Origin of the sequence: Halobacterium sp. CBA1132, assembly GCF_001485535.1 — an archaeon.
Lineage (GTDB): Archaea > Halobacteriota > Halobacteria > Halobacteriales > Halobacteriaceae > Halobacterium.
Genome location: NZ_BCMZ01000001.1, coordinates 1,559,174 through 1,581,783 on the forward strand (window position 1 = coordinate 1,559,174; position 22,610 = coordinate 1,581,783).

The window sequence follows — 22,610 nt, forward strand, 5'->3', positions numbered from 1 at the left end:
CTACCCACCTGTGTTGTCTGTCATCGATGGGGGTACGTACGAAACAAGAGGATTAGTGGCCTTAGTCACACTGCGGTAGCTGCCAGCATTCGCGGCGCTCGCGCCGCGGTTCACCGCGAGCCTTCGGCTCGCGGGCCGACGACTGAACGGAGCGTAGCGAAGTGAGGGAGGAGTGCTTTTTCCGCAAGTTTTTGCAAGCGAGCGGCCGGAGGCCGCGAGCGCAGCAAAAAGTGCGTGTTATATCCCGAACGTCGCACGCAGCATATCCCGACTTCCTGGACCTAACCCAACAGCGATGACGGCGACGAGCATGAGCGTGAAGTAGCGTGGGGCTTCGGCGCGGAGTTGGTCGTCGAACAGCCAGAGGACGAACAGCGCGGCGGCGATTTTGACGAGGAGGAACGGCCACGCGTCGCCCGTGTAGTGGATGATGGAGGCGGGGAGGACGTTCTGGGTAATGTCGACGACGGCGGCGTTGACGGGGTGTTTGGCCACGAGGTCGTACGGGAGGCCGAGTTCGGCGGCCCAGTCGAGGCCGATGACGTTCGCGACGCCGTCGACGGCGTGCGCCCAGAGGACGACGGCGCCGGCGAGTTCGGTGCCGGAGGCGACGTCCGGGAGGTAGCGGCGGACGGCGTACCAGACGACGGCCGTGATAATCGTGGCGAACAGGACCGTGAGCAGCGTGAACTGGGGATGGAGGGAGACGTACTCGGTGGTCGCGGAGAGGTAGACGAGGAAGCCGACAGTCGCCGTGAGGAGCGCGGTGCCGGTGGCGGCGAGCGGGCGGTAGTAGTCCTCGAAGACGGTGGTGCGGCGCGCGAGGGACACGCACGCGACGAGCGCGGCGAGCGTGATGGCGAACATCACGAAGTAGATGACGGGGCTGATGATGAGCGTGTTCGCGGGGTAGTCGAGGAACTGCTCGACGCCCGGGGCGGCCGCGGCGGCGTCGTTGGCGTCCTCGACGACGCGGAGCGCGCCGCCGAGCAGGACGAACGGGAACAGCGCGTACAGCAGGTCGAGGTCCTCGCCGACTTCGAGGTGGTCGAGGAGGAACGTGACGCCGACCAGCGAGACGAGCAGCGTGACGGCGTACCCGACCTCGGAGACGAGCGTGTAGCCGGGGTAGGCGACGGGTTCGGCCGCGGCGGTGCACGCGCTGGAGTTGTAGAGGAGTCGGACGGCGCCGCCGTTCCACGCGGCGCACTGCGCGCCGTTGGCGTCGGCGACAACAGGACCCCAGAAGTAGTGCCAGACGAAGCCGCCGTAGACGCTGTCGGGGAACAGAATCGACCCGGCGACGAGGGCGGCGAGCGCGACGCCGACGACCGCGGTCCACGCGCGTTCGCGGTCGGTCTCGGGGAAAGTCATGTTCGGAGACGTGGCCGGTGGCTGTTTTATCGTTGCGGTCTGTCGCCGGCTCTGCGACTACAGCGGGAGTTCGTGGGACTCGTACTCGGTGGCGAGGACGACCATCGTCTGGGAGCGCGCGAACCCGTCGACGTCCGCGATCTCCTCGAACATGAGTTCGCGGAGCGTGCCGGTGTCCTCGGCGACGACACGGAGGACGATGTCCCACTCGCCGGTCGTGAGGTGTATCTCTTGGACGCCGTCGATGTCCGCGAGGCGGTCGAGCGCCTCCTGTTCGCGGCCCTGTTCGACGCGCAGGCCGACGACCGCGGAGGTGCCGAAGCCGGCTTCCTTCGGGTCGATGTCGGCGTGGTAGCCGCGGATGACGCCGGCTTCCTCCATGCGGTTGACGCGGTCGTGGACGGTCGCGCTCGACATCTCGATTTCGCGGGCGATCTCGCTGAACGGCTTGCGGGCGTCCGCTTGGAGCGCGCGCAGAATCTCGCGGTCCGTTTCGTCTAACTCCATACGGGAGTCGTCGGGAGAGACCCCCAATACGCTTACTGCTCGCGCAGGCCGCCGGCGTTACCCCTCGATGTCCTGCGCGGCCTCCAGCACGACGTCGTGGGATTCGCCGTTCGACGCCACGAGTCCGTCACAGCCGGGTTCCCAGCGGTCGCCGTGGACGTCGGTGACGACGCCGCCGGCCTGCCGGACGAGGTGGACGCCGGCGACGGAGTCCCACGCGTTCACGGTGACGTTCGTAATCGCGCCTTCGAGTTGCCCGCTGGCGACCATCGAGAGGACGGCCTGCGCGCAGCCGTAGCGCCGCATGTCCCCGAACCGGGAGACGATGGCGTCGCAGGCGCGGGCGTACTGGTCGCGGTCGTCGAAGTCCCACCAGATGGTGGGTGCGACGACGAACGTCTCCGGGTCGGTCTTCGCGCTGACCGCGACCGGCTCACCGTCGCGCGCCACCTCGCCGTCCCCAGCGACGTACGTGTCCCCGAGCGCGGGCAGTACGTTCGCGGCGGCAACCGTTTCGCCGTCCTTGACGGCCGCGACAGAGGTCGCCCAAATCTGGGTGTCGCGCACGAAGTTGTTCGTGCCGTCGATGGGGTCGATGACCCACGCCGCCCCCGTCTCGGGGACTTCCTTCAGTTCGTCTTCCTCCTCGCCGACGATGGCGTCCTCGGGGTGGGTCTCCCGAATCACTTCGATGACGCGGCGCTGGGCGTCCCGGTCGGCCTGCGTGACGACGTCCGTCTTCCCGGACTTCGTCTCCACGTCGATGCCCGTGCGGAACGCCTCCAGCGCGACTTCGCTGCCTGCGAGCGCGGCGCGTTCGGCGACGCTCGCGCGGTCCTCGTTCATGCCCGGAGTGGCGGCCTGACACCCCAAAGAGTCGTCGGTCCGAACCGTCGCCGTCGCTGTCCGGGTAGTCACACAGAAGCGTTTTTGCGAGGGAAGTCCGCCTCGCGGACTTCCCGCATCCCGCGGCGCGCGAGGCGCCGGCGATGCGAGGGAAGGGATTCGAACCCTCGAACTCCTACGAGAACGGATCTTGAGTCCGTCGCCGTTGGCCGAGCTTGGCTACCCTCGCACGCGTCGAGTAGTCGGCGCGTGCGGGGTTTAGGCGTTGCGAATCGGGGTGGGGGCGCTCAGTCGTCGTCGCCGAGCACGCGCGAGGCGACCGGTCCCGTGGAGGCGTCGTCTTCGACGTCCCGGAGCAGGAAGCGCTTGCGGACGACGTCGTAGGCGAAGACGACGGTGCCGAGGATGAGCATGGTGTCCCCGGGGAACCGCGCCCAGAACAGCAACTGGACGAGGTCGCGGTTGTAGAACGAAAGCGAGCGCGCGACGGCGTACCCCTCCGTGAACGCGGTTTCCAGCTGGAGGAAGCCCACGGGGAGCAGGGAGAGCCCGACCATCACGGCGAGGCCGGCGTTCCACAGCCAGAACGCCCACCAGAGCCGCTTCCCGTTCCACTTCTCGGGGTCGACGGAGAGCCGCAGCATGTACGTCGCCATGCCGAGCGCGAGGAACCCGAACGCGCCGAACATCGCGGCGTGGGCGTGCGCGACCGTGAGGTAGGTGCCGTGTTCGTAGTAGTTGATGAGCGGGAGGTTGATGAAGAACCCGAGCACGCCCGCGCCGACGAAGTTCCACACGCCGGAGGCGATGATGAACGCGAACGGGAGCTTGTAGTGGAACGTCTCGTCGCTCGCCGAGAGCGCGCGGTACTGGCCGAGCGCCTCGAAGAGAATGAGAATCAGCGGGACGAGTTCCAGCGTGGAGAAGACGCTCCCGAACGGAATCCAGACGTCGGGCTGGCCGATCCACCAGTAGTGGTGGCTGACGCCGATGACGCCGCTGCCCATCACGAACAGCACCTGCAGGGCGACGGCTTTCTCCGCGGAGCGCTTGCGAAGCAGGCCCATGGAGACGAGCGTGATGCCGACGATGGCGACGATGAAGAACTCGAAGGCGCCCTCCACCCACATGTGGACGACCCACCACCGCCAGAACTCCGTCATCACGATGTTCGAGTCGGGCGTGTACAGCATCCCCGCGACGAACAGTAGGCCGATGGACCCGCCCGCGTACAGAATCATGTGCGCAAGTCCGAAGCGCTGCTCGCGGGCGAGCAGGGGTTTGAGGCCGCGGTACGCGAGGAACGCCCAGATGGCGAACCCGAGCAGGAGGCCGATCTGCCAGACGCGCCCGACTTCCACGTACTCGAGGCCTTCGTTGCCGAGCAGCCACCACAGTTGGCCGTCGAAGAAGCCCTGCGAGCCGAGGTAGATGCCGACGAACCCGCCGACGACGACCAACAGCAGCGTGCCGAGCAGGCCGTTGATGGCGGACTCTTGGCGGTCGGGTTCGTGGCCGGTCAGGAGGCCGGGCAGGAACAGACCGGCGCCGATCCACATCGTCGCAATCCAGAGGATGCCCAAGTCGAGGTGATAGGTCTTCGTGATGGCGAACGGCAGCCACTGGATGACGTCGACGCCGAGCGCTTCACCGATGCCGAAGAACGCGTCGCGCTCGACGTAGTAGTGTGCGAGCAACGCCCCGAGTAACACTTGGGCGACGAACAACAGCGCCGCGACCGGGATGAACCGAGTGGCGGCGCGCTGGCTCGGCAACAGATTCACCTCCGCGGGGTCGGGGACTTCGATGCCCTTCGTGGACGGTTCGGGGAGGTCGATGCTGTTGTACAGCCAGACGCCGAGGCCGGCGCCGCCGACGAGCAACACCATCGCGATGGCGCTCCACACCATCGTGCCGCCCGTGGGTTCGTTGCCGGCCAGTGGGTTGTACGGCCAGTCGTTCGTGTAACTGTGGTCGGTACCGGGGCGGTTCGCGTGTGAGACCAGCGCCGTCCACATCGCGAAGTCCGCGAACTTCCGCGCGTCCTCCGCGGACCCGATCATGCCCTCGGGGATGCCGCGTTCGGCGTCGCCCTCGTGGTAGCGCTCGACGTACACCTCTCGGACTTGCTCGTGGGCGTACGCCTCCGCGGCGGTGTACTCGGCGGTCTCGCCGGACATCGTGCGGTCGAGGTCGGCGGTCACGCGACTGTCGACGCCGGCCTGCTGTTCGGCCGAGAGGTCGCCGTACGCCTCGCCGTAGCGCTCGTCGGCGTAGTACTCCCGCATGAACTGGGTTTTCAGTTCGAGCGCGTCGGCGGTGTAGTCCTCGCCGAAGTACGCGCCGTTGCCGAGAATCGACCCGTGGTTCATCAGGGCGTTCGACTGGAAGACGGCCTTGCCGTCCTGAATCGACTCGTGGGTGGCGACCACGTCGCCGTCGGGCCCGACGAGTTCGTCGGGAATCGGCGGCTGGTGCTGGTAGGAGTAGGCGGCACCAGCGCCCATGACGACGAGATTCAGGACGAACACGACCGCGAGTATCTTCGCGAGCGTCGACCTAGTGACGTCCATATTGCGGCGTTCAATTCGACGCAGGAAAAGGCTGCGGCGGATTCTAAGTCCGTGGGCACGGAGCCGCTACACCGGGATGTACGGGATAGCGAAGATGTTCGCGTGCGCTACTCGAGGAGTTCGCGAGCGATGACGTTCTTCTGAATCTCCGTGGTACCCTCGTAGATCTGGGTGATTTTGGCGTCCCGGTAGAACCGCTCGACGTCGAAGTCGTCGACGTAGCCGGCGCCGCCGTGAATCTGGACGGCTTCGTCGGCAACCTCGACGGCGACGCGGGACGCGAACTCCTTGGCCATCGACGCGAGCGCGGTGAGCTGGTCGTCGCGGTTCTCGACGCTCCACGCGGACTTCCGGGTGAGCGTGCGCGCGGCCTCCGTCTGCGTGTGCATCTCCGCGAGTTTGTGCTCGATGGCTTGGAAGTCGCTGATGGGGCGCCCGAACTGCTCGCGCTCTTGCGCGTAGTCGAGCGCGCGCTCGGCGGCGCCCTTCGCGATGCCGACGCCCTGCGCGGCGACCATCGTGCGCGTCTCGTCGAAGAACTGCATCAACTGGAGGAAGCCGCCGCCCTCCGTTCCGACGAGGTTCTCCTCGGGGACGCGCACGTCGTCGAACCGGAGTTCCGCGGTGTCGCTGGCGCGGATGCCGAGCTTGCCCGTGATTTTGTCCGCCTCGAAGCCGTCGCGGTCGGACTCGACGATAATCTGACTGAAGCCGTTGTACCGGCCGCTGGCGTCGGGGTCGGTCTGGCAGAGCACGACGAAGAAGTCGCCCACGGAGCCGTTCGTGATCCACATCTTGTTGCCGTTGATGACGAACTCGTCGCCGTTCTTCTCCGCCTCAGGCGGCGAAGAGCTCGCCGAGCTTTGCTCGGCGGTGTCACGTTCGGCGCGCGTGGAGACGCTGGAGACGTCCGAGCCGGTGTCGGGTTCGCTGATGGCAGACCCCATGATGGCGTCGCCCGAGGCAATGTCCGGGAGCCAGCGCTCCTTCTGGTCCTCGCTCCCGAACTCGATGAGGGACTCGGCGCCGAAGCCCGCGCTGGAGACGCAGAGGCCGACGCCGGGGTCGGCGGCGAACAGCTCCTCGACGATGAGCGCGGATTCGAGCGCGGAGTAGCCGGCGCCGCCGTACTCCAGCGGAATCGTCGGGCCGAGCAGGCCGGCCTTCGCGGCCTCGTCCATGACCTCGTGGGGGTACTTCTCCTCGCGGTCGTACTCGGAGGCCACCGGCCGGATTTCGTTGTCCGCGAACCGGCGGACCTCCTCTTGAATCGCCTGCTGCTCGTCGGACAGTCCGAAGTCCATGTGTGAGTGTACCGCACACCGGGACAAAAGCACTCGTAAACTACTGGCAATCCTCGCGGCGTTCTTCGAGCGGTGGCGAGCCGGCCCAACTGCTTTTGTTGGGACCCGTCGAAGCCCCCCGCATGGACGACGCCGACCCCAGTGAGGTCGGGCGGACGCCGCTGGTCGAACTCGGCGCCGGGGTCGCGCCGACGGTGTACGGGAAAGCCGAGTGGTTCAACTTCGGGACGGCGGGCCACGGTGGCGGTTCCGTGAAAGCCCGCGTCGGGAAGTCGATGCTGGACGCCGCGGCCGCGCGCGGCGAACTCGACGACGGACGCACGATAATCGAGGCGTCCAGCGGGAACACGGGCGCCGCCGTCGCGCGCGTCGGCGCCGCGAGGGGCCACGACGTCGAAATCGTGTTGCCCGACGACGCCGGCCGCGGGAAGGTCGACGCGATTCGGGACGCGGGCGCCGAACTGCGGTTCGTGGACGCCGACGCGGGCTACGACGCGTTCGTCGAGGAGTGCCGGCGGCTCGTCGACGACCACCCCGACGAGTACGTCTACCCGAACCAGTACGCTAACCCCGCGAACCCCGCGGTCCACGCGGGCACGACCGGCCCGGAGATTTGGGACCAGACCGCCGGTGAGGTCACGCACTTCGTCGCGGGCGCGGGCACCGGCGGCACGCTCGTCGGCGTGAGTCACGCGCTCCGTCCGCGCGGCGTGCACGTCCACGGCTACGAACCGCCGGCGAAAGACCACGACGTCGCCGGCCTGAAGCACATGCACGACCCTTCGACGTTCGTCCCCGAGACGTTCGAGGCGGACGCGCTGGACGCCCGCGAGTACGTCGAGACGGCCACCGCCTACGAGTGGGTGCGGCGGCTGCGGCGACGCCACGAGAGCGCGACGATTCCGATTCGGGACGCCGGCCAGTGGTCCCGCGAGTTCGTGCGCTCGGAACTCCGCGTGGGCGGCGAGTTCCTCGTCGGTCCCTCGACCGGCGGCGCGCTCGCGCTGGTCGAGCGGCTGGCGGCCCGCGGCACGCTCGACGCAGAGGACGTCGTGGTCGTGCCGCTGCCGGACCGCGGCGACCGCTACCCGGACCGGGAGCCGTACGTCGATTACGACGAGTAGTTGGATTTCCAACTAAAACGCGCTTCCGGAAACCACCAAGAGGGAGGGGTACGTTAGGGTTAATTGGAATGTCTGATTACGAACTGCCGCCGCTTCCGTACGACTACGACGCTCTCGAACCGCACATCAGCGAGCAGGTGCTGACGTGGCATCACGACACGCACCATCAGGGCTACGTCAACGGCTGGAACTCCGCCGAGGAGACCCTGGAAGCCAACCGCGAGGAGGGTGACTTCTCGTCGTCGGCTGGCGCCATCGGGAACGTCACGCACAACGGCTCCGGCCACATCCTCCACGACCTGTTCTGGCAGTCCATGAGCCCCGAGGGCGGCGACGAGCCCGAGGGAGACCTGCGAGCCCGTATCGAGGAGGACTTCGGTTCCTACGAAGCCTGGGAGGGCGAGTTCCGCGCGGCCGCCTCCGCGGCGGGTGGCTGGGCGCTGCTGGTCTACGACAGCCACTCCGAGCAGCTCCGTAACGTCGTCGTCGACAAACACGACAAGGGCGCGCTCTGGGGCTCGCACCCCATCCTCGCGCTCGACGTCTGGGAGCACTCCTACTACTACGACTACGGCCCCGCTCGCGGCGACTTCGTCGACAACTTCTTCGACGTCGTCGACTGGGACGAGCCGTCCGCGCGCTACGCGGACCTCGTCGAGAAGTTCGAGTAACGCCGCATTCGACCGTCGGCCCGCCGTCCGGCATCACTGCCGCCCTGAAGACTTTTATCGGTTCCCCGTTTCGGTTCGCGCGATGCCCTCCAGACGCCGCGTTCTCGGCCTCGTAGCCGCCGGCACGCTCCCGGTCGCCGGCTGTCTCTCCGCGCCGGACGACGCCGACCCGACGGCTACCGAGCCTCCGACGACGAGCAGTCCGACCGAGCGCGAGCCGGTTCGCGGCGGCGCCGCCGAGGCCACCGTCGAGCGCACGGTTACGGACGACGACTACCGGTACGTCGAGTCCAACGACACCGTGCGGTATCCGGCGACGATGGCCGGCGAGGAGGTCGTCGACTACGCCTACGAGCCCTTCGAGGAGTGGGGCCACGTCGAGGGCGCGTCGGTCGCCGCCGAGTACGTCCGCTCGCTGCTGGACGAGCGGCTCTCCGGCGACGAGACGCCGACCGTCGGCGTCAGCACTCGCGGCGAGCAGGACGGCCTCCGAATCACGGTCGCGCTGACCACCCACCTCTCGCGCGACGGCGAGGTGCTCTGGGAGCCGGCGGCGTCGCGCCCCGAAGCCGTCCGCGCGACCCCGCACACGGTCGACGCGACGATTCACTTCGCCGGCCGCACGCACGAGGACAGGTATCCGGTGTACGTCACCGAGCGGACGATTCAGAACGAGTAGCGTCAGCCCGCGAGTTCGACCACCGACAGCAGGACGTCGGGGACGACGGCGAGCAGGATGCCGACGACGAGCAGCACCGCGGGAATCCACAGGAACGAGAAGTCCGCGAGCAGCCACAGGCCCAGTCCCGCGAGCGCGACCACGAGCCCGAGCAGTCGGAACACCCAAACGAGCGCGCCTTCGAAGCCGGCGTCGGCCGCGAGTTCAACGACTTCGAGTGCTTCGTCCATGGTGGACGGTCGGACTGCCCGGAGCTACTTGTGTTCGGTGGCCGTCGTCACCGATTCGACGGCGACGACGAGGACTTCTTCGCGCGCAGCGCGAACGGCGACAGCAGGCCGCCGACGAGCGCGCCCGCGAACGCGAGCACGCCGACGTCCGACGTCGAGAGTCCGCCACCTCCGCCACCGCCGCCACCGCTGCTCGCGCCGCCGCTGCCGACGACGACAGCCCCCTTCATCCCCATCGTCTTGTGGGGGTTGCAGTAGTACTTCGAGACGCCCTCGCTGTCGAACGTCTGCGTGAACGTGTGCCCCGACTCGTTGGTGAGCTCGCTCTCGTAGCTGTCGTCGTCGGCGACGACGTTGTGGGTGCCGCCCACCCACTCCCACGTCACCGTCGTGCCGGGGTCGACGCGAATCGCCGCCGGACCGAAGCCGTACGGGCCGCCGTTGGCCTCGGCGCCGACCTCGACGGTCACCTCCGACTGCCCCGTCTTGTCCGCGACGCCGTCGAAGTTGCTGACGCCCTCGAACCAGCCGCCGAAGTCGACCTGCTGGCTGCTCGACTCCGAACTCTCCGAGGAGCCGCTGGCGGACGCGGAACCGACGTCGACGTCGCCGACGACGACGGCGCCCTTCATCCCCATCGTCTTGTGCGGCGTACACGCGTACTTCGTGACGCCCTCCTCCTGGAACTTGTGCGTGAACGTGAACCCCGACTCGTTGGTGAGTTCGCTCTCGAAACTCCCGTCTTCGGCGGCGACGTTGTGCGAGCCGGCGACCCACTTCCACGTCACCGTCGTGCCGGGGTCGACGCGAATCGCCGCCGGACCGAAGCCGTACGAACTGCCGTTGGCTTCGACGCCGACCTCGACGGTCACCTCGGAGTTCCCGGTCTTGTCCACGACGCCGTCGTAGTTCGAGGTGTTACTGAACCACGATTCGAGGTCGGCGTCCTGCGCGAGCGCGCCCCCGGTGAACGCCGCGCCGGTGGCTGCCGCGGCGCCCGCTGCGGCCGTCGTCTTCAGCACGCTGCGTCTCGTTGCCGTGGGAGTGTCGTCGAGGGTCATGGTCGTGAGTTACGCCTCGTAGCCCGCGTACTCCATCAGTTGGGCGAAGATGTCCGTGTCCATCACGTCGCGGTAGACGACGCCGGTGAGCATCCCACCGGGGTAGAACGACCCGTTCATCACGTGGTTGACCTTGTGGCAGTGCATCAGGTAGATGCCCGGCTGAGCGTTGGCCTCGAACTCGATGGTGTGGCGCTCGGCGGGCGCGATGTTCGTGACGTCCATCTCGTGTTGGGCGGCGTCGGGAATCTGCCCGCCGTCTTTCTCCACGCGCCGGAAGCGGTGGTTGTGGATGTGCAGCGGGTGGCTCATGTAGCCGCCGTTGACCATGTGGATGCGCACGGTGTCGCCCTTGTCGACGATGATGGGCGACCCGTCCTCGGGGTGGAGGGTGCGCGGCGCGACCTTGCCGTTGATGGTGAACACGTCCGGGTTGCGCGTGCGCGGACTGTAGGAGACGTCCTCGCCGGCCATCTTCCGGTTGAGGCGGGAGTCCCAGTCCTTGACCGTCATGAAGTACTCCTTGTCCGCCGGCTCGTACCCCTTCGGGTCGACGCGGAAGATGCCGTACATCCCCATGTCGATGTGGCGGTGGGTCTGGTAGTGGCAGTGGTAGATGTGGGTGCCGGGGACGTTCGCGGGGACAGTGTACGTGTGTTTCTCGCCGGGCTGGACGGTGATGCCCGTGGTCGTCGGAACGCCGTCGTCCTTCCACGCTTTCTGCGCGCCGTGGAAGTGGACGGTGTGCGGGCGCTTGCCGTCCGTGTTGTCCAGCGTGACTTCGATGTCCTCGCCCTCCTCGGTGCGGATGATGGGGGCGGGGACGCTGGGGTCGCCGTCTTCCGTGGCGAACGCCCACACGCGCGGGAGTTCCACGGGGCCGCCCATCGAATCAATCGGGTGCGCTTCGTGGACTGCGGGGACGGACCGGAGCGTCACTTGGTTGCCCTGTTCGGTGGCGTCGACGACTTCCGGCGGACTCGTCGTCGGGAGACTCGACTGCGAGGACTGCTGGCTTGCTGCCGTGTTCGTCACGCTCGTTCCCTGCTCTGCGGGCGCAGTACAGCCGGCGAGCGCTGCGACGCTCGTGCCGCCGGTCGCCGCGATGAACTCTCGCCGCGAGATGCCGTAGCCGGGTGCGCCAATACGGTCACTCATGTGTACACCTCACCGTAGACTGTCCCCGGTAAAGCCCGAGTCGGTGATTCTCGGAGTCGGGAAACGATTCCCACCGCGCGGGAACGGCCCGAATATGTTCGCCAAATCCTCTCTCGAATATGTTCGGCCGTCGGCATACCCTCGTCGCGACCCGAGTAGTCGGTGATGCAGACCAACGTCGACCAGACAGACGCCGACGCGCGGCTCCGCGGCCCCTTCGAGGCCGCCGAGGAAACCGACCCCGCGGCCGCCCTCGACGCGCTCACCGACCCGCTCTGCCGGCGCGTCCTCTGTTGCGCCCGCGACCCCATCACGGCAAGCGAGGTCGCCGACGCCACCGACCTCTCGCTGTCCTCGACATACCGGAAGCTGCACACGCTCTCGGACGTCGGCCTCCTCGAAACCCAGACCGAACTCCGCGACGACGGCTACCACACCACCCGCTATCGGGCGACGCTGGAGGAAGCCACGATTCGCATCGACGACGACAACGAACTCCACGTCTCGCTGGACCGCAGCCGCGACGGCGAGTAGAATCAGTCGTCGGCCGGACTGGCCTGCCGCTCGGGCAGCGGGCCGTCGTACTCCTCGGGCACGTGCGGACACAGCGGGTCGCTCCCCATCGGGTCGCCGGTGGCAGCGTACGCTCGCGACCGGCTACCGCCGCAGACGTGGCGGAACGAACACGCGCCGCACTTCCCCTGTAGGTCGTCCTTGCGCCGGAGCGACTCGAAGAGGTCGCTGTCCCGGTAGACATCCACAACAGACTGCTCGCGGACGTTCCCCGCAGACTCCGGCAGGAACCCCGACGGGTAAACGTCGCCCGTGTGACTGACGAACGCGAACCCGTCGCCGGCGGTGATGCCGCCGCGGCGCTTCGGTCCGCCCCCGCCGCGCTCCTGTGCGGCCTGAGCGCGAACGCGGCGGAAGTGCGGGGCTTCCGTCGTCTTCACGCCGAACTCCGCCTCGCGGGATACGTCGTCGAGGAACTCCATCACGTCCTCGGCGCGCTCGGGCGAAATCGGGTCGAGGACGCGCCCGCGACCCACGGGAACCAGGAAAAACACGCTCCACAGCACCGCACCCAACTCGCTGACGAGGTCACGGATGGCCGGCAAGTTCTCGACGGTCTGCGAACAGACCGTCGTGTTGACTTGCAGCGGCACACCCGCCTCGCGGGCGTCGCGTGCTGCGCGGACAGTCTCCTCGAAACTGCCGGCTTCCCCGCGGAACGAATCGTGTGCATCCGGCGTCGCGCCGTCGAGACTGACGGCGAGTTGTTTCACGCCAGCGTCCGCGAGCGCGTTCACGGCCGCCGTGGAGAGCGAGCGCGTCCCGCTCGGCGTGACCGTCATGCGGAGGCCGATGTCCGTGCCGTACTCGACGAACTCGACGGCGTCCTCGCGCGCGAGCGGGTCACCCCCGGAGAGCACGACGAGTTGGCCGTCGCCGAACCGACGGACGTCGTCGAGCAAGGCTTTGCCCTCCTCGGTCGTGAGTTCGTCCGGGTGGCGGTCCGGCGTCGCGTCGGCCCGGCAGTGCTCGCACGCGAGTTCGCACGCCTGCGTCACTTCCCAGATGAGCACGAACGGGCGCTCGTCGGTGTCTACTGGCGTCATCGTTGCAATCGAGGCGGCGGTTGGGCAGGTGACAGGCTCGGTCCCACACGGTGGCGCCGCCTCACGTGGAGCGACGGCGCGACGGGACTTTGTTCGTCGTGTCGGTTCCCAGCCTGCGGGAACGCGCGTGCCCGCCTTTTGCACGGAGACTGTAGCCGGCGACATGGACTCACAGGACCGAACGCGGGTGCAGGACACGCCGCGGTCGGCGACCGGCCGCGAGTGGGAGGTGTTCGTGCGCGAGGACGCCGACGACGCGCTCAAGCACGTCGGCAGCGTCACCGCCGGGGACGCGGACGGCGCCCACGACCGAGCGGGCGAGTTGTTCGGGTGGACGGCCCGGGACATCTGGCTCTGTCCCGCCGACGAGACGCGCCGCTACACCGCGCACGCGCTCGGTAGCGAGGGTGAGTCGGCGTGATTTCGGTCAGCAAGCTGCTCTGCGGGCTGGACGCCGAGAGCGACGGCCTGCGCTACGACGCCGCCGACGGCTCCAGCAGCGAGCAGATCACCGAACAGAAACAGCAGCGCCCCGTCGTCGTCTGGAACCTCACGAAGCAGTGCAACCTCTACTGCTCGCACTGCTACGCGGCCGCAGACACCGAGACGGCGCCCGGCGAACTCTCCACCGCTGAGGGCAAGGACCTACTGGACGACCTCGCGGCGTTCGGCATCCCCGTCGTGTTGTTCTCGGGCGGCGAACCGATGGTCCGCGACGATTTGGAGGAGCTGGTGGCGTACGCCAGCGACGCCGGCATCCGGCCCGTGCTCTCCACGAACGGCACCCTCATGACCGAGGAGCGCGCCGAAGCCCTGCGCGACGCCGGCCTGCAGTACGCGGGCGTCTCCGTGGACGGCCTCCCGGCGCGCAACGACGAGTTCCGCGGTGAGGACGGCGCCTTCGACGCGGCCGTCCGCGGCATCGAGAACAGCCTCGACGCCGGCCTCAAGACCGGGCTCCGCTACACCATCACGGAAGCGAACGCGCCCGACCTCCCGGACGTCGTGGACCTGCTGCACGACGTGGGCGTCGACCGCTTTTGCTTCTACCACCTCGACTACGGCGGCCGCGGCGCCGACATCTCGAATCTGGACCTCTCGCCGGCGGACACCCGCGAGGCCGTCCGCACGGTCTGTGAGATGACCCGCGAGTACCACGAGCGCGGCGAGGAAATCGAGACGCTGCTCGTCGGTAACTACGCGGACGCCGGGTTCCTCGTGGAGTACGCGCAGGAAGCGCTCGGCGACGCGCAGGCCGACCGCATCCACCACTACCTCGAAGCGAACGGCGGCGACCCGACCGGCGAGCGCATCGCGGACGTCGACTATCAGGGGAACGTCCACCTCACGCAGTTCTGGCAGGGGTACTCGCTGGGGAACGTCCGCGACCGCCCGTTCAGCGAACTCTGGAGCGACGAGACCAATCCGCTGCTCTCGGGCCTGCGCGACCGCAGCGACCGCCTCACGGGGAAGTGCGCAGGCTGCCAGTACCAGTCCATCTGCCGGGGCGGGTCGCGGCTGCGCGCGCTCAGCGCGGGCGGCCCGTTCGACCCCGACCCGAAGTGCTACCTCACGGAAGCCGAACGCGGCGCGCTCGGCGACGCGCACGCGGACTGAAAACGAGGGCATTCACCAGCAAACTTTTGCGAGCAGCAGTGTAATTCACGGGCATGAGTCTCACTACGGACGACTTCAGGGAGTTCATGGGTTCAGACCCAGAAGACGACGAGTCCGTCCCGCTCGGCGACGCCCTCGAAGAGCTGGCCGTCGATGTCGAGGTCGACTCCGTCGAGGCGGTCCGTGACGTTCGCGAGCGGTTATGAAGCTGCTTCTCGACACGAACGTTCTCATTGCAGCAGTCACCCGCGATACGGAACGGTCAGACGAGGCCGTCGAACTCCTCAACGAGGCCGACGACACGTTCGTTTCCGTGTTGAGCTTGATGGAACTCCGGAGCGTGCTGACGAAGAAGAAACAGTTCGAACGCGACCGAATCGACCAAATCGAGAACCGAATTGCGTCCCGAGCGACTGTCACGTTCACGGACGCGTCGGACGTGATGGCGGCTAATCAGCTCCAGTCGGAGACGTTGCTCTACCCGATGGACGCGCTCGTTCTCGCGGCCGCTGACGAACTCGGCGCGACCCTCGTCTCGTTCGACGGAGAACTAGTCGAACACGGTGCGATGCTCCCGAGTGACGTGCTGTAGCCTTCTCCCGAACCCTAAGACAGACTGTTTCCGAAAATCCAGAGTACGCCGGGCTGGTTTCCCGCTCCGATTCGAGCGAGATAGACGCGTTACCCGTCGGCGGCGACCTGCTCGGTCTCGTAGTCCACGGTCCACCGAGACATCGTGCAGTGGTTCGGGCTCGAAGCTGTTGACCAGCAGGCCCTCGCTCCGTTCCACCAACGATTAACGTCCTACCGGTTCTGGCCGCACACATGCCCCTCGGTGGCCTCCTTCCGAGCACGCCGCTCGTCAATGTGCTCGTAATCGTCGCTGCGACCGGCCTCGTCTGGTTCGGCAGCGGCTGGCTGGAGTCGTCGGCCGAACACCTCTCGACGTACTACGGCCTCCCCGCGGTCGTGCAGGGCTCTATCGTCGTCGCCGTCGGCTCCAGTTTCCCCGAACTCGCGAGCGTCGTCTTCACGGCGCTGGCGGGTACGTTCGACATGGGCGTCGGTGCCATCGTCGGCTCCGCCATCTTCAACATCCTCGTCATCCCCGCGCTCGCCGGCATCGCCACCGACGGCCACCTCGAAACCAACCGCACCATCGTCTACAAGGAAGCCCAGTTCTACATGATCGCGGTCTCGGCGCTCGTCGTCACGCTCGCGCTCGCGGTCATCTACGAGCCCGTCGCCAGCGGCTCCGTGCTGGCCGGTCGACTCACGCGCTCGCTGGCGGTGCTCCCGCTGCTGCTGTACGGACTGTACCTCTTCGTGCAGTGGCAGGACGTCGGTGACCACGACGCGCCCGTCGCACCGGAGGGCATCGCGGTGGGCCGCGAGTGGGCGCGGCTCGCGGGCGGGCTGCTGTTCATCCTCGTCGCCGTCGAGCAGCTCGTCGGCGCCGTGGAATCGCTGGGGCACACGTTCGGCATCCCGGAGTTCCTCGCCGGCGTCACCGTCGTCGCGGCCGCGACGAGCCTCCCGGACGCGCTCGTGAGCGTTCGGGCGGCGAAAGCGGGGAAGGGAATCACGAGCCTCGGGAACGTCCTCGGGTCGAACACGTTCGACCTGCTGGTGGCGATTCCGGTCGGCGTGCTCCTCGTCGGCGCCGTCACGGTGAACTTCGCGGTGGCCGTCCCGATGCTGGGCGTGTTGACGCTGGCGACCGTGCTCCTGTTCGCCATCCTGCGCACCGACCTCTCGGTGACCGGCGTCGAAGCGTACACGCTGCTCGTCGCCTACGCCGCGTTCGTCGCGTGGGCCGTCTCGGAGACGGTCGGGCTGACGAACCTCGTCAAGGGCGTCTGAGTCAGTAGCGCTACGCGGGCGTGATGTAGACGCGCCACTCGTCGGTGGCGACCCGCTCGGTCTCGTAGTCGAATCCGCGGTCGTCGAGGACGTTGTACAACGGCTCGGGCTCGAAACTGTTGACCAACAGCAGCGTCTCGCCGTCCTCCAGCGATTCTAGTTCCGCGACGATGTCGCTGAACGGTTCGCCGTCGATGTCCCGCGCGTCGAGGCGCGCGTCGGTGTCGGCAGTCGTCGCCATACTCGACTGTTCTGCGGACAGCAGCCAAGCGGTTTCCCCGAAGGTGTTCGTCACGCGACCGCGAGCCGCAGGCTCCGGGCGGACTTCGCCGCGAAGAACCCGACGGCGGCGGCGACGGGGACCGCGCGGGGGCCGTCCGCGAGAACGGCCGCGAGCGCGGCGACTGCGACGGCAAGCGCTTCGAGGGTGCGTCCACCGAGCAGGCCGACGGCAGTCGAGGCCATCAGAACGGTGCGCCGGCCGGCGCCGTATCACCGGTGTCGTCGGCGTCCTCGTCGGGGAGTTCCCCGATTTCGAGGAAGGTTTCTTCGAGGTCGCGGAGTTCCTCGTTGATGGCGTCGCTGCGCTGGTGGGCGTCGGCGACGCGGACGCGCACGAGGTCGTAGTCGTGGCGCTCGCTGAGGCCGTTCCACGCGCGGAACGAGCCGACGGTGAGCGTGTGGCTCTGCGGGCAGAACGGCGTCGTCGGCGTGAACTCCGCGCGCAACACCGACGGGTCGTCGGCGTCGACGGCGTACCGGTAGCCCGCCTCCTTGTGCCGGGTGTCGCGGTTCAGGTCGGCGAGGTTGTACCCGAAGGTCATGTCGTAGACGCCGCGCTCGTCGAACAGCTCCCGGGTGAGTTCGTGGAACGCGACGTGGTCGTCGCCGTCGAGGACGTCGTGCCCGGCGAGGAACGCGCCGGGGTCGGGGTTCACGTCGGGGTCGAACTCACCCTCGGGGGCGAGCGCGTCGTCGGACTGCGAGCCCAAGCCATACATGTTTCACAAAACGGGCCGCGTCCCGCTATGCGTAGCCCCGAACGTGTTCGTGCGAGCAGCGAGCGAGCACGGACGCCGCAACTGCCAGCAGTCGGGAAGGAGTGAGTGACCGGAGTGGCGATTAGCGGGCTAGACGTTCGGGTCGGGGTCGAAGATGTCTTCGTCGGGTTCGCCGCCGACCTCGATTTCGGCGAGCAAGCCCTTGCGGACGACGCGGCTGAGCGCGTGGTCGACGAGCTTGATGGTCTCGGGAACGGGCGTGTCCATCTCCCCCATCATGCAGCTTCCCGGCGGCACCTTCAGCGTCTGGACGTACTCCTCTGGGGTCCCGAGCGCGCCGTCGCGGTGGGCCTTCGTCCAGACGTTCCCGATGGGGTGGAAGTTCGAGGAGCCGTTCGGACCGCCGTCCACGAGGTACACCCGGATTCTGTCGCCGGACTCGGCCTGCAGGCGGCCGTAGCGGTCCGGCGTGAACGGGTACTTCTCGCCGTTGAAGACGACGTACGTCGGCTCCTCGCTGGCCATCGCGTTCATGTCGAACTTGTGGTGCCCCTCCTCGCCGGCGTCCTTGTTCGTGTAGATTTCGTGCTGGCCGAGGTAGAACTCGCGGTCGACCTCCGGCAGGCCGTCCTCGGGTTCGACGAGAATCATCCCGAACATCCCGCTGGAGATGTGCATGTCCATGTTCGGGACGGCGCAGTGGTAGATGAACGCGCCCGGGTACTTCGCGGTGAAGTCGACGCCGTTGGTCTCCCCGGGGTTGACGGCGTTCGCTCCCGCGCCGCCGCCCGTGCCGTAGACGGCGTGGAAGTCGACGTTGTGCGGCATCGCGTTGTCGTCGGGGCTGTTCAGCGTGAACGAGATGGTGTCGCCCCGGCGCACGCGAATCATCGGGGCGGGCACCTGCCCGTCGAAGGTCATGTAGTTGAACGTGACCCCGGGCTCGATTTCGGCGGTGACCTCCGTCACGTCGAGTTCGACCTCGTGGTGCTTCGGGGACGACCAGTCGACGGGGTCCGGGACGTCCGTGGGGTCGGCTGCGACGCGGTCGACGTCCGGCTGGGTCGTCTGCGCTGCGGCGTTCTGCTGGGGTTGTTCGGTCGCCGGGCTCTCACCGCCGGGAGCGGTACAGCCCGCGACTGCTGCGGTTCCGCTGATGCCGAGGCCTTGCAGCACGCGCCGACGGGTGGTGTCGAACATTGGTGGGCACCTCTTCACTCGGAGGATGACGCGGCAACCCCTTCAAGCGGGTCTGCGTTTCTCGTTCTCCGGCGAATCGCCCGAATCGATTCGGCCCGTGCTTATAAACCCGTGAGCGGGTGGTCGGCGCGCGACGGAAGCGAACGTGTTCGGGACGCGGTTCATCCGCGTCGACGGCGAACAGACGCGTATGGCATCAGCACCACACGACGAGGCCGAAACCGTCGACGGCGTCCACCAGAACTCGTGGTCCGCGAACCTCGAAAAGGACGAGCACGCCGACGACCGCTCGCTCGTCGTCGAGGAAGCGCTCGACGCGGTCGAATCCACCGCGACGGGCTACCACGTGAACCTCGTCACGCACGGCGACCACGGTCACCCCGAGGCGTACCTCTACGGCGAACTCGACGACGCGTTCGGCGACAGCGTCGCCTACGAGTACGTCGACCAGTGCGGCTGCGGCGGCCACGTCACGCGCGTCCGCGTGCTCGAGTAGCCCGAACGCTTACCGGAGCGCCGCTCGAAGCCCGAGTATGCGGCGCCCCGACGCCGACACCCTCCAGCGCGTCGTTCTCGGCGAGCGACGCCCCCGGCGCGTGCTGCTCGCGACCGTCGTGGCCGTTCTCGCGCTCGCATCCGTCGCGTTCCTCGCCGGGTTCGATGTCCGCCTCTACGACTTCTCCGGGTGGCTCGTCGTCGTCCCCGCGATTGCCATCGGCGCTGGCGTCGCCCGCGCGGGCCTCCTCTCCGGGATAGGGTCGCTGTGGCTGGTCGCTCTCTGGGGGTACGTCTTCCCGCCGCTGGTCGGCTACCTCACCGGCGAGTGGACAGAAGCCGGACGATACACGCACCCGCGGATGCTGGGGTTTGCGTACGGGTCGGCGCGAGCCGAACTCGTGGGCGGCGTCGAGACGGCGCTCGACTTCGGACTGATGGCGGCGGTGGCGCTCGGCGTGAGCGGGTACGCCCTCGGCGCGGCGGGCCGCTGGGCCGTCGAGCGGGCGCGGTAGTCAGTCCGCGTTCTCGCTCTCGGGCTGGCCGCTGAACCGTTCGGGGAGCACGCGCCCGTGCCGGTAGACGACGCCGACGAGGTTCGCCGTGAACACGACGAAGCCCGCAGCGAGCGCGACACCGCCGACGAGCGAGGCGGCCTCGGGTGCGACGCCCGTCTGCCCGAGAATCAGGGTGGCGGCGCCGAGCGTGACGAGCAGGCCGTCGGCGGCGGCGAGGCGGTCGTCGTAGAGGTCGTCTATCATCGGCACCGGTTCGAAGCCGAGGCGGTCGCTGTACCGGTGTACCCAGACGATGAACGGGACGACGTGGTACAGCGACCCCATCACGACGAAGCCGACGACGCCGACGAACAGGAGGTGGACACCCATCGTCGGCCCGAACAGCGCGTCGCTGGCGAGCGGCGCGGCCAGCCACTCGCGAGCGGCAAGCGGGCTCCACGCGGCGAGCGCGACGGCGGCGACGGCGTACCGGGTGAGCATCGGCGTGCGCTCGACGCGGCCCTCGTACAGTTTCGCGGCGAGCAGCACGGCGAACGCGAGCGCGCCCGTGGTCATCAGGAGGCCGCCGGCGACGGCGAGCGGGCCGACAGCCAAGAGGCGGCCGGTAGCGAGTGCGACCACACCCACGGGGTAGGCGTACTCCACGTGCGCGAGGTGGCGGGAGCGGCCCGCGATTTCGGTCTGCGTGAACATCGTCGCGAGCTGGTAGAGCGCGCCGAAGACGGTGGAGAGAATCGCGCCGAAGACGGCGAGCGTGGCGTGCGCGCCGACGACCTGCGGTCGCGCGATGCCGGCGAACGGGAGTACGGATGTCGAGAGGTCGAACGCGAGCACGAACCCGAGCGCGGCGAGCGCGACGAAGCACGCGAGCGCGAACGCGAAGTGGGCTTCCGTGGCGTCGAACTCGCGGACCGGCGGGAGCGTGCGTGCGAGATTGTACGCGAACGTCCAGATGCCGGCGACGAGCAGGCCGCCGAAGCCGTGAATCCAGTGAGTGTTGGCGGCGAGGAACGCGCCCGCGATGCCGGCGACGCCGACGGCGACGAGCGCGAGCGCGGCGTTCGCGAGCCGCCGCGAGTGGACGGGGGCGTTCGACCAGACGGGCACGAACTGCGTCATCGCGCCCATGATAGTGAGACAGACCCAGCCCGCGAGCAGGAGGTGGACGTGCGCGAGCCGCGCGAATCCGGGCGCGACGCCCGCGACGTTCGCGAGGCCGACGGCGCCGCCGGCGAGCAGGAACGCGAAGCCGGCGAGGAAGTACCGCAGCGGCACCGTCATCGGCGGCTGTTGGTCGGTCGCGAGTCCGGCGGGGACGGCGCTCATGTCTGAACTGTGACGGTGGTAGCGGGTGCGAATTCTCCCGAACGTGTTCGCCCGCCGGGGTAGTGTGGGAGCACACTAGACTTTTTGCGAGTGGGCACCGTATCGGCTCCTATGAACAGCGACTACACCGACGCGGAGAGCAAGGTGTCGGGGAACCAGGCGAACATCCCCGCGCGCATCCGCCGGGAACTCGACATCGACGACGGCGACCGGCTCCGTTGGACTGTCGAGGACGGTACGGTGCGAGTGGAAGTCGTCCAGCAGGACGCCGGGACGTTCGCGGACTTCGACGGCTACGAGGGCGACACGGATACGGACGGCACGACGGCACACGACGCGTGGGGCGTCGAGTAGATGCCGCGGGCCGTTCTCGACACGTCGGTGTTGTACGCCGCGGCGTACCGCCGGGACGCGAGACACGACGACGCGCTACCGATTCTCCGAGGCGTCGACGACGGCACGCTGCCCGAAGGCGTCGTCCTCGAATTCGTGCTCGCGGAGACGCTGAACGGACTGACGGTGAACGCCGGGCAGGAAGCCGCGGTGGACTTCCTCGGCCGCATCGAGACGAATCCGCGATTCCACGTCGCGTCGCTCACTGGCGACGCACTCGCGACGGGGAAGGACCTGTTCCGCGAGCACGCGTCGTTCTCGTTCGTCGACGCGTGCATCGTCGCCTACATGCAGACCGAGGGGCTCGGCTACCTGTACGCGTTCGACGACGACTTCGACCGTGCCGACGACGTCTACCGGCTCGACACCGCGACCGACCCGTACGGCCCGTAGCAGTCAGGCGAGGTTCTGGTCGGCGAACCGCGGGAGGTTGCTCGCGAACTGCTTGATGGCCGTCTCCTCGGCGCGGTGCAGCGTCTCGCTGAGCGTGGACTTGGCGGTGTCGAGGTCGTCCGCGAGGTCGGTGAGCGTGCACTCTCGGGGGGTGTCGTAGTAGCCGGCCTCGATGGCGGCGCCGAGCAGTTCCTGCTGGCGCGGGGTCAGCAGGCGCTCGGAGTCCCCGGACTCGTAGAGGTAGCCGACCTCGAAGTCCATGCCGAAGGCGTCCAGCTGGTCGCGAAGCGCCGAGAGCTTCGAGTGCGGGGCGACGACTTCCAGCGTGGCGCTGCCGTTCGACACCTCCAGTGGCGGCTCCAGCGGGAGGCCGGCCTCCTGGAGGGTCAACAGGAGCAACGGCTCGCTGGTCTCGAACTCGACGAGCACGGAGTCGTCGTCGCGTTCGAGCGGCTCCATGTCCTCGACGCCGTCGGCCTCGTGCATATCCCGGAGCACGTCGACGACGTCGGGGCCGGTGAGTTCGAGGAGCGCGACGCCGTGTTCGTCGTCCGGGAACGCGGCGAGAACGCGGAACAGCGTGTCGGGGTACCGCGTGGACACCTCGGAAATCCACACCGAGTCGGGCAGGTCGATACTGAGTTGTGCTCGTGCCATG

At 68.1% G+C, this 22,610-nt stretch carries 28 protein-coding genes and 1 tRNA gene; 13 read left to right on the plus strand and 16 right to left on the minus strand.

Annotated elements, in window-relative coordinates:
• Positions 1-237: 237 nt before the first annotated feature.
• The 6 genes from AVZ66_RS08085 to AVZ66_RS08110 all read right to left on the minus strand — a co-directional run bounded on the left by AVZ66_RS08085 (position 238) and on the right by AVZ66_RS08110 (position 6,604).
• Complete coding sequence (locus tag AVZ66_RS08085; RefSeq protein WP_058983522.1) at positions 238-1,374, minus strand: DUF63 family protein; 1,137 nt, start codon at positions 1,372-1,374, stop codon at positions 238-240.
• Between the two features lie 57 nt (positions 1,375-1,431).
• A complete protein-coding gene (locus AVZ66_RS08090) occupies positions 1,432-1,881 on the minus strand; it encodes an Lrp/AsnC family transcriptional regulator (protein ID WP_058983524.1) in 450 nt (149 codons plus the stop codon).
• 57 nt (positions 1,882-1,938) lie between these two features.
• Positions 1,939-2,727, minus strand: a complete 789-nt coding sequence (locus AVZ66_RS08095) for an inositol monophosphatase (protein WP_058983526.1) — start codon at positions 2,725-2,727, stop codon at positions 1,939-1,941.
• 144 nt (positions 2,728-2,871) lie between these two features.
• A tRNA-Leu gene (locus tag AVZ66_RS08100) sits at positions 2,872-2,956 on the minus strand.
• Positions 2,957-3,014: 58 nt separating this feature from the next.
• Entirely contained in the window at positions 3,015-5,300 is a 2,286-nt protein-coding gene (locus tag AVZ66_RS08105) for a nitric-oxide reductase large subunit (protein WP_058983528.1), read from the minus strand.
• Positions 5,301-5,407: 107 nt separating this feature from the next.
• Complete coding sequence (locus tag AVZ66_RS08110; protein ID WP_058983530.1) at positions 5,408-6,604, minus strand: acyl-CoA dehydrogenase family protein; 1,197 nt, start codon at positions 6,602-6,604, stop codon at positions 5,408-5,410.
• Between the two features lie 122 nt (positions 6,605-6,726).
• On the opposite strand from AVZ66_RS08110, the gene AVZ66_RS08115 reads away from it, so the two are divergent.
• From AVZ66_RS08115 to AVZ66_RS08125, 3 genes are all read left to right on the plus strand, one after another.
• On the plus strand, positions 6,727-7,728 hold the full coding sequence (locus AVZ66_RS08115; RefSeq protein ID WP_058983531.1) for a PLP-dependent cysteine synthase family protein: 1,002 nt from the start codon (positions 6,727-6,729) through the stop codon (positions 7,726-7,728).
• A 68-nt stretch (positions 7,729-7,796) separates the two neighbouring features.
• A complete protein-coding gene (sod, locus tag AVZ66_RS08120; RefSeq protein ID WP_058983533.1) occupies positions 7,797-8,399 on the plus strand; it encodes a superoxide dismutase in 603 nt (200 codons plus the stop codon).
• A gap of 82 nt (positions 8,400-8,481) precedes the next feature.
• Positions 8,482-9,078: a hypothetical protein gene (locus AVZ66_RS08125; RefSeq protein WP_058983535.1), complete on the plus strand. Its 597-nt coding sequence runs from the start codon at positions 8,482-8,484 to the stop codon at positions 9,076-9,078.
• A gap of 2 nt (positions 9,079-9,080) precedes the next feature.
• Here AVZ66_RS08125 and AVZ66_RS08130 read toward each other — a convergent pair whose 3' ends face one another.
• Genes AVZ66_RS08130 through AVZ66_RS08140 form a run of 3 tightly spaced genes read right to left on the minus strand, consistent with a single transcriptional unit; the run spans position 9,081 to position 11,527 of the window.
• Positions 9,081-9,308, minus strand: coding sequence for a hypothetical protein (locus AVZ66_RS08130; RefSeq protein ID WP_058983537.1), 228 nt, complete (start codon positions 9,306-9,308; stop codon positions 9,081-9,083).
• Positions 9,309-9,355: 47 nt separating this feature from the next.
• On the minus strand, positions 9,356-10,369 hold the full coding sequence (locus AVZ66_RS08135; RefSeq protein ID WP_058983540.1) for a halocyanin domain-containing protein: 1,014 nt from the start codon (positions 10,367-10,369) through the stop codon (positions 9,356-9,358).
• A 9-nt stretch (positions 10,370-10,378) separates the two neighbouring features.
• Positions 10,379-11,527 carry a multicopper oxidase domain-containing protein gene (locus AVZ66_RS08140; RefSeq protein ID WP_058983541.1) on the minus strand — a complete coding sequence of 383 codons (1,149 nt, stop codon included), beginning with the start codon at positions 11,525-11,527 and terminating at the stop codon, positions 10,379-10,381.
• Between the two features lie 165 nt (positions 11,528-11,692).
• On the opposite strand from AVZ66_RS08140, the gene AVZ66_RS08145 reads away from it, so the two are divergent.
• Positions 11,693-12,061, plus strand: coding sequence for a helix-turn-helix domain-containing protein (locus AVZ66_RS08145; RefSeq protein WP_058983543.1), 369 nt, complete (start codon positions 11,693-11,695; stop codon positions 12,059-12,061).
• Positions 12,062-12,063: 2 nt separating this feature from the next.
• Here AVZ66_RS08145 and AVZ66_RS08150 read toward each other — a convergent pair whose 3' ends face one another.
• A complete protein-coding gene (locus tag AVZ66_RS08150) occupies positions 12,064-13,146 on the minus strand; it encodes a radical SAM protein (RefSeq protein WP_058983545.1) in 1,083 nt (360 codons plus the stop codon).
• Positions 13,147-13,309: 163 nt separating this feature from the next.
• Here AVZ66_RS08150 and AVZ66_RS08155 point away from each other — a divergent pair, with 163 nt between their 5' ends.
• The 5 genes from AVZ66_RS08155 (at position 13,310) to AVZ66_RS08170 (ending at position 16,626) form a co-directional block, all read left to right on the plus strand.
• Entirely contained in the window at positions 13,310-13,567 is a 258-nt protein-coding gene (locus AVZ66_RS08155) for an Htur_1727 family rSAM-partnered candidate RiPP (protein ID WP_058983547.1), read from the plus strand.
• Positions 13,564-14,763, plus strand: a complete 1,200-nt coding sequence (locus AVZ66_RS08160; RefSeq protein WP_058983549.1) for a TIGR04347 family pseudo-SAM/SPASM protein — start codon at positions 13,564-13,566, stop codon at positions 14,761-14,763. The genes AVZ66_RS08155 and AVZ66_RS08160 overlap by 4 nt, the downstream gene beginning before the upstream one ends.
• 53 nt (positions 14,764-14,816) lie before the next feature.
• The gene (locus AVZ66_RS16600) at positions 14,817-14,969 is read left to right on the plus strand and encodes a hypothetical protein (protein WP_197407739.1); all 153 of its coding nucleotides are present in this window, start codon (positions 14,817-14,819) and stop codon (positions 14,967-14,969) included.
• Positions 14,966-15,355 carry a PIN domain-containing protein gene (locus AVZ66_RS08165; protein WP_058983551.1) on the plus strand — a complete coding sequence of 130 codons (390 nt, stop codon included), beginning with the start codon at positions 14,966-14,968 and terminating at the stop codon, positions 15,353-15,355. The genes AVZ66_RS16600 and AVZ66_RS08165 overlap by 4 nt, the downstream gene beginning before the upstream one ends.
• A gap of 233 nt (positions 15,356-15,588) precedes the next feature.
• The gene (locus tag AVZ66_RS08170; RefSeq protein ID WP_058983553.1) at positions 15,589-16,626 is read left to right on the plus strand and encodes a sodium:calcium antiporter; all 1,038 of its coding nucleotides are present in this window, start codon (positions 15,589-15,591) and stop codon (positions 16,624-16,626) included.
• Positions 16,627-16,636: 10 nt separating this feature from the next.
• On the opposite strand, the gene AVZ66_RS08175 is transcribed toward AVZ66_RS08170, so the two are convergent.
• From AVZ66_RS08175 to nirK, 4 genes are all read right to left on the minus strand, one after another.
• Positions 16,637-16,867 carry a DUF2249 domain-containing protein gene (locus AVZ66_RS08175; RefSeq protein WP_058984684.1) on the minus strand — a complete coding sequence of 77 codons (231 nt, stop codon included), beginning with the start codon at positions 16,865-16,867 and terminating at the stop codon, positions 16,637-16,639.
• A gap of 50 nt (positions 16,868-16,917) precedes the next feature.
• Positions 16,918-17,091, minus strand: coding sequence for a hypothetical protein (locus AVZ66_RS16220; RefSeq protein ID WP_157575637.1), 174 nt, complete (start codon positions 17,089-17,091; stop codon positions 16,918-16,920).
• Positions 17,091-17,627 (minus strand): hypothetical protein, encoded by a 537-nt coding sequence (locus AVZ66_RS08180; protein WP_197407740.1) that lies wholly within the window; start codon positions 17,625-17,627, stop codon positions 17,091-17,093. The genes AVZ66_RS16220 and AVZ66_RS08180 overlap by 1 nt, the downstream gene beginning before the upstream one ends.
• Before the next feature lie 129 nt (positions 17,628-17,756).
• Positions 17,757-18,827: a copper-containing nitrite reductase gene (gene nirK / locus AVZ66_RS08185; RefSeq protein WP_058983555.1), complete on the minus strand. Its 1,071-nt coding sequence runs from the start codon at positions 18,825-18,827 to the stop codon at positions 17,757-17,759.
• A 190-nt stretch (positions 18,828-19,017) separates the two neighbouring features.
• Between nirK and AVZ66_RS08190 the strand changes: the two genes are divergently transcribed.
• Both AVZ66_RS08190 and AVZ66_RS08195 read left to right on the plus strand, forming a co-directional pair.
• Complete coding sequence (locus AVZ66_RS08190; RefSeq protein ID WP_058984685.1) at positions 19,018-19,323, plus strand: CGCGG family rSAM-modified RiPP protein; 306 nt, start codon at positions 19,018-19,020, stop codon at positions 19,321-19,323.
• 37 nt (positions 19,324-19,360) lie between these two features.
• Complete coding sequence (locus AVZ66_RS08195; RefSeq protein WP_058983557.1) at positions 19,361-19,837, plus strand: hypothetical protein; 477 nt, start codon at positions 19,361-19,363, stop codon at positions 19,835-19,837.
• Here AVZ66_RS08195 and AVZ66_RS08200 read toward each other — a convergent pair whose 3' ends face one another.
• Positions 19,838-21,166 carry a hypothetical protein gene (locus AVZ66_RS08200; protein ID WP_058983559.1) on the minus strand — a complete coding sequence of 443 codons (1,329 nt, stop codon included), beginning with the start codon at positions 21,164-21,166 and terminating at the stop codon, positions 19,838-19,840.
• 111 nt (positions 21,167-21,277) lie between these two features.
• Between AVZ66_RS08200 and AVZ66_RS08205 the strand changes: the two genes are divergently transcribed.
• A complete protein-coding gene (locus AVZ66_RS08205; protein ID WP_058983561.1) occupies positions 21,278-21,520 on the plus strand; it encodes an AbrB/MazE/SpoVT family DNA-binding domain-containing protein in 243 nt (80 codons plus the stop codon).
• Complete coding sequence (locus tag AVZ66_RS08210; protein ID WP_058983563.1) at positions 21,521-21,952, plus strand: type II toxin-antitoxin system VapC family toxin; 432 nt, start codon at positions 21,521-21,523, stop codon at positions 21,950-21,952.
• Between the two features lie 3 nt (positions 21,953-21,955).
• On the opposite strand, the gene AVZ66_RS08215 is transcribed toward AVZ66_RS08210, so the two are convergent.
• Positions 21,956-22,609 (minus strand): helix-turn-helix domain-containing protein, encoded by a 654-nt coding sequence (locus AVZ66_RS08215; RefSeq protein ID WP_058983566.1) that lies wholly within the window; start codon positions 22,607-22,609, stop codon positions 21,956-21,958.
• Between the last annotated feature and the right edge of the window lies 1 nt (position 22,610).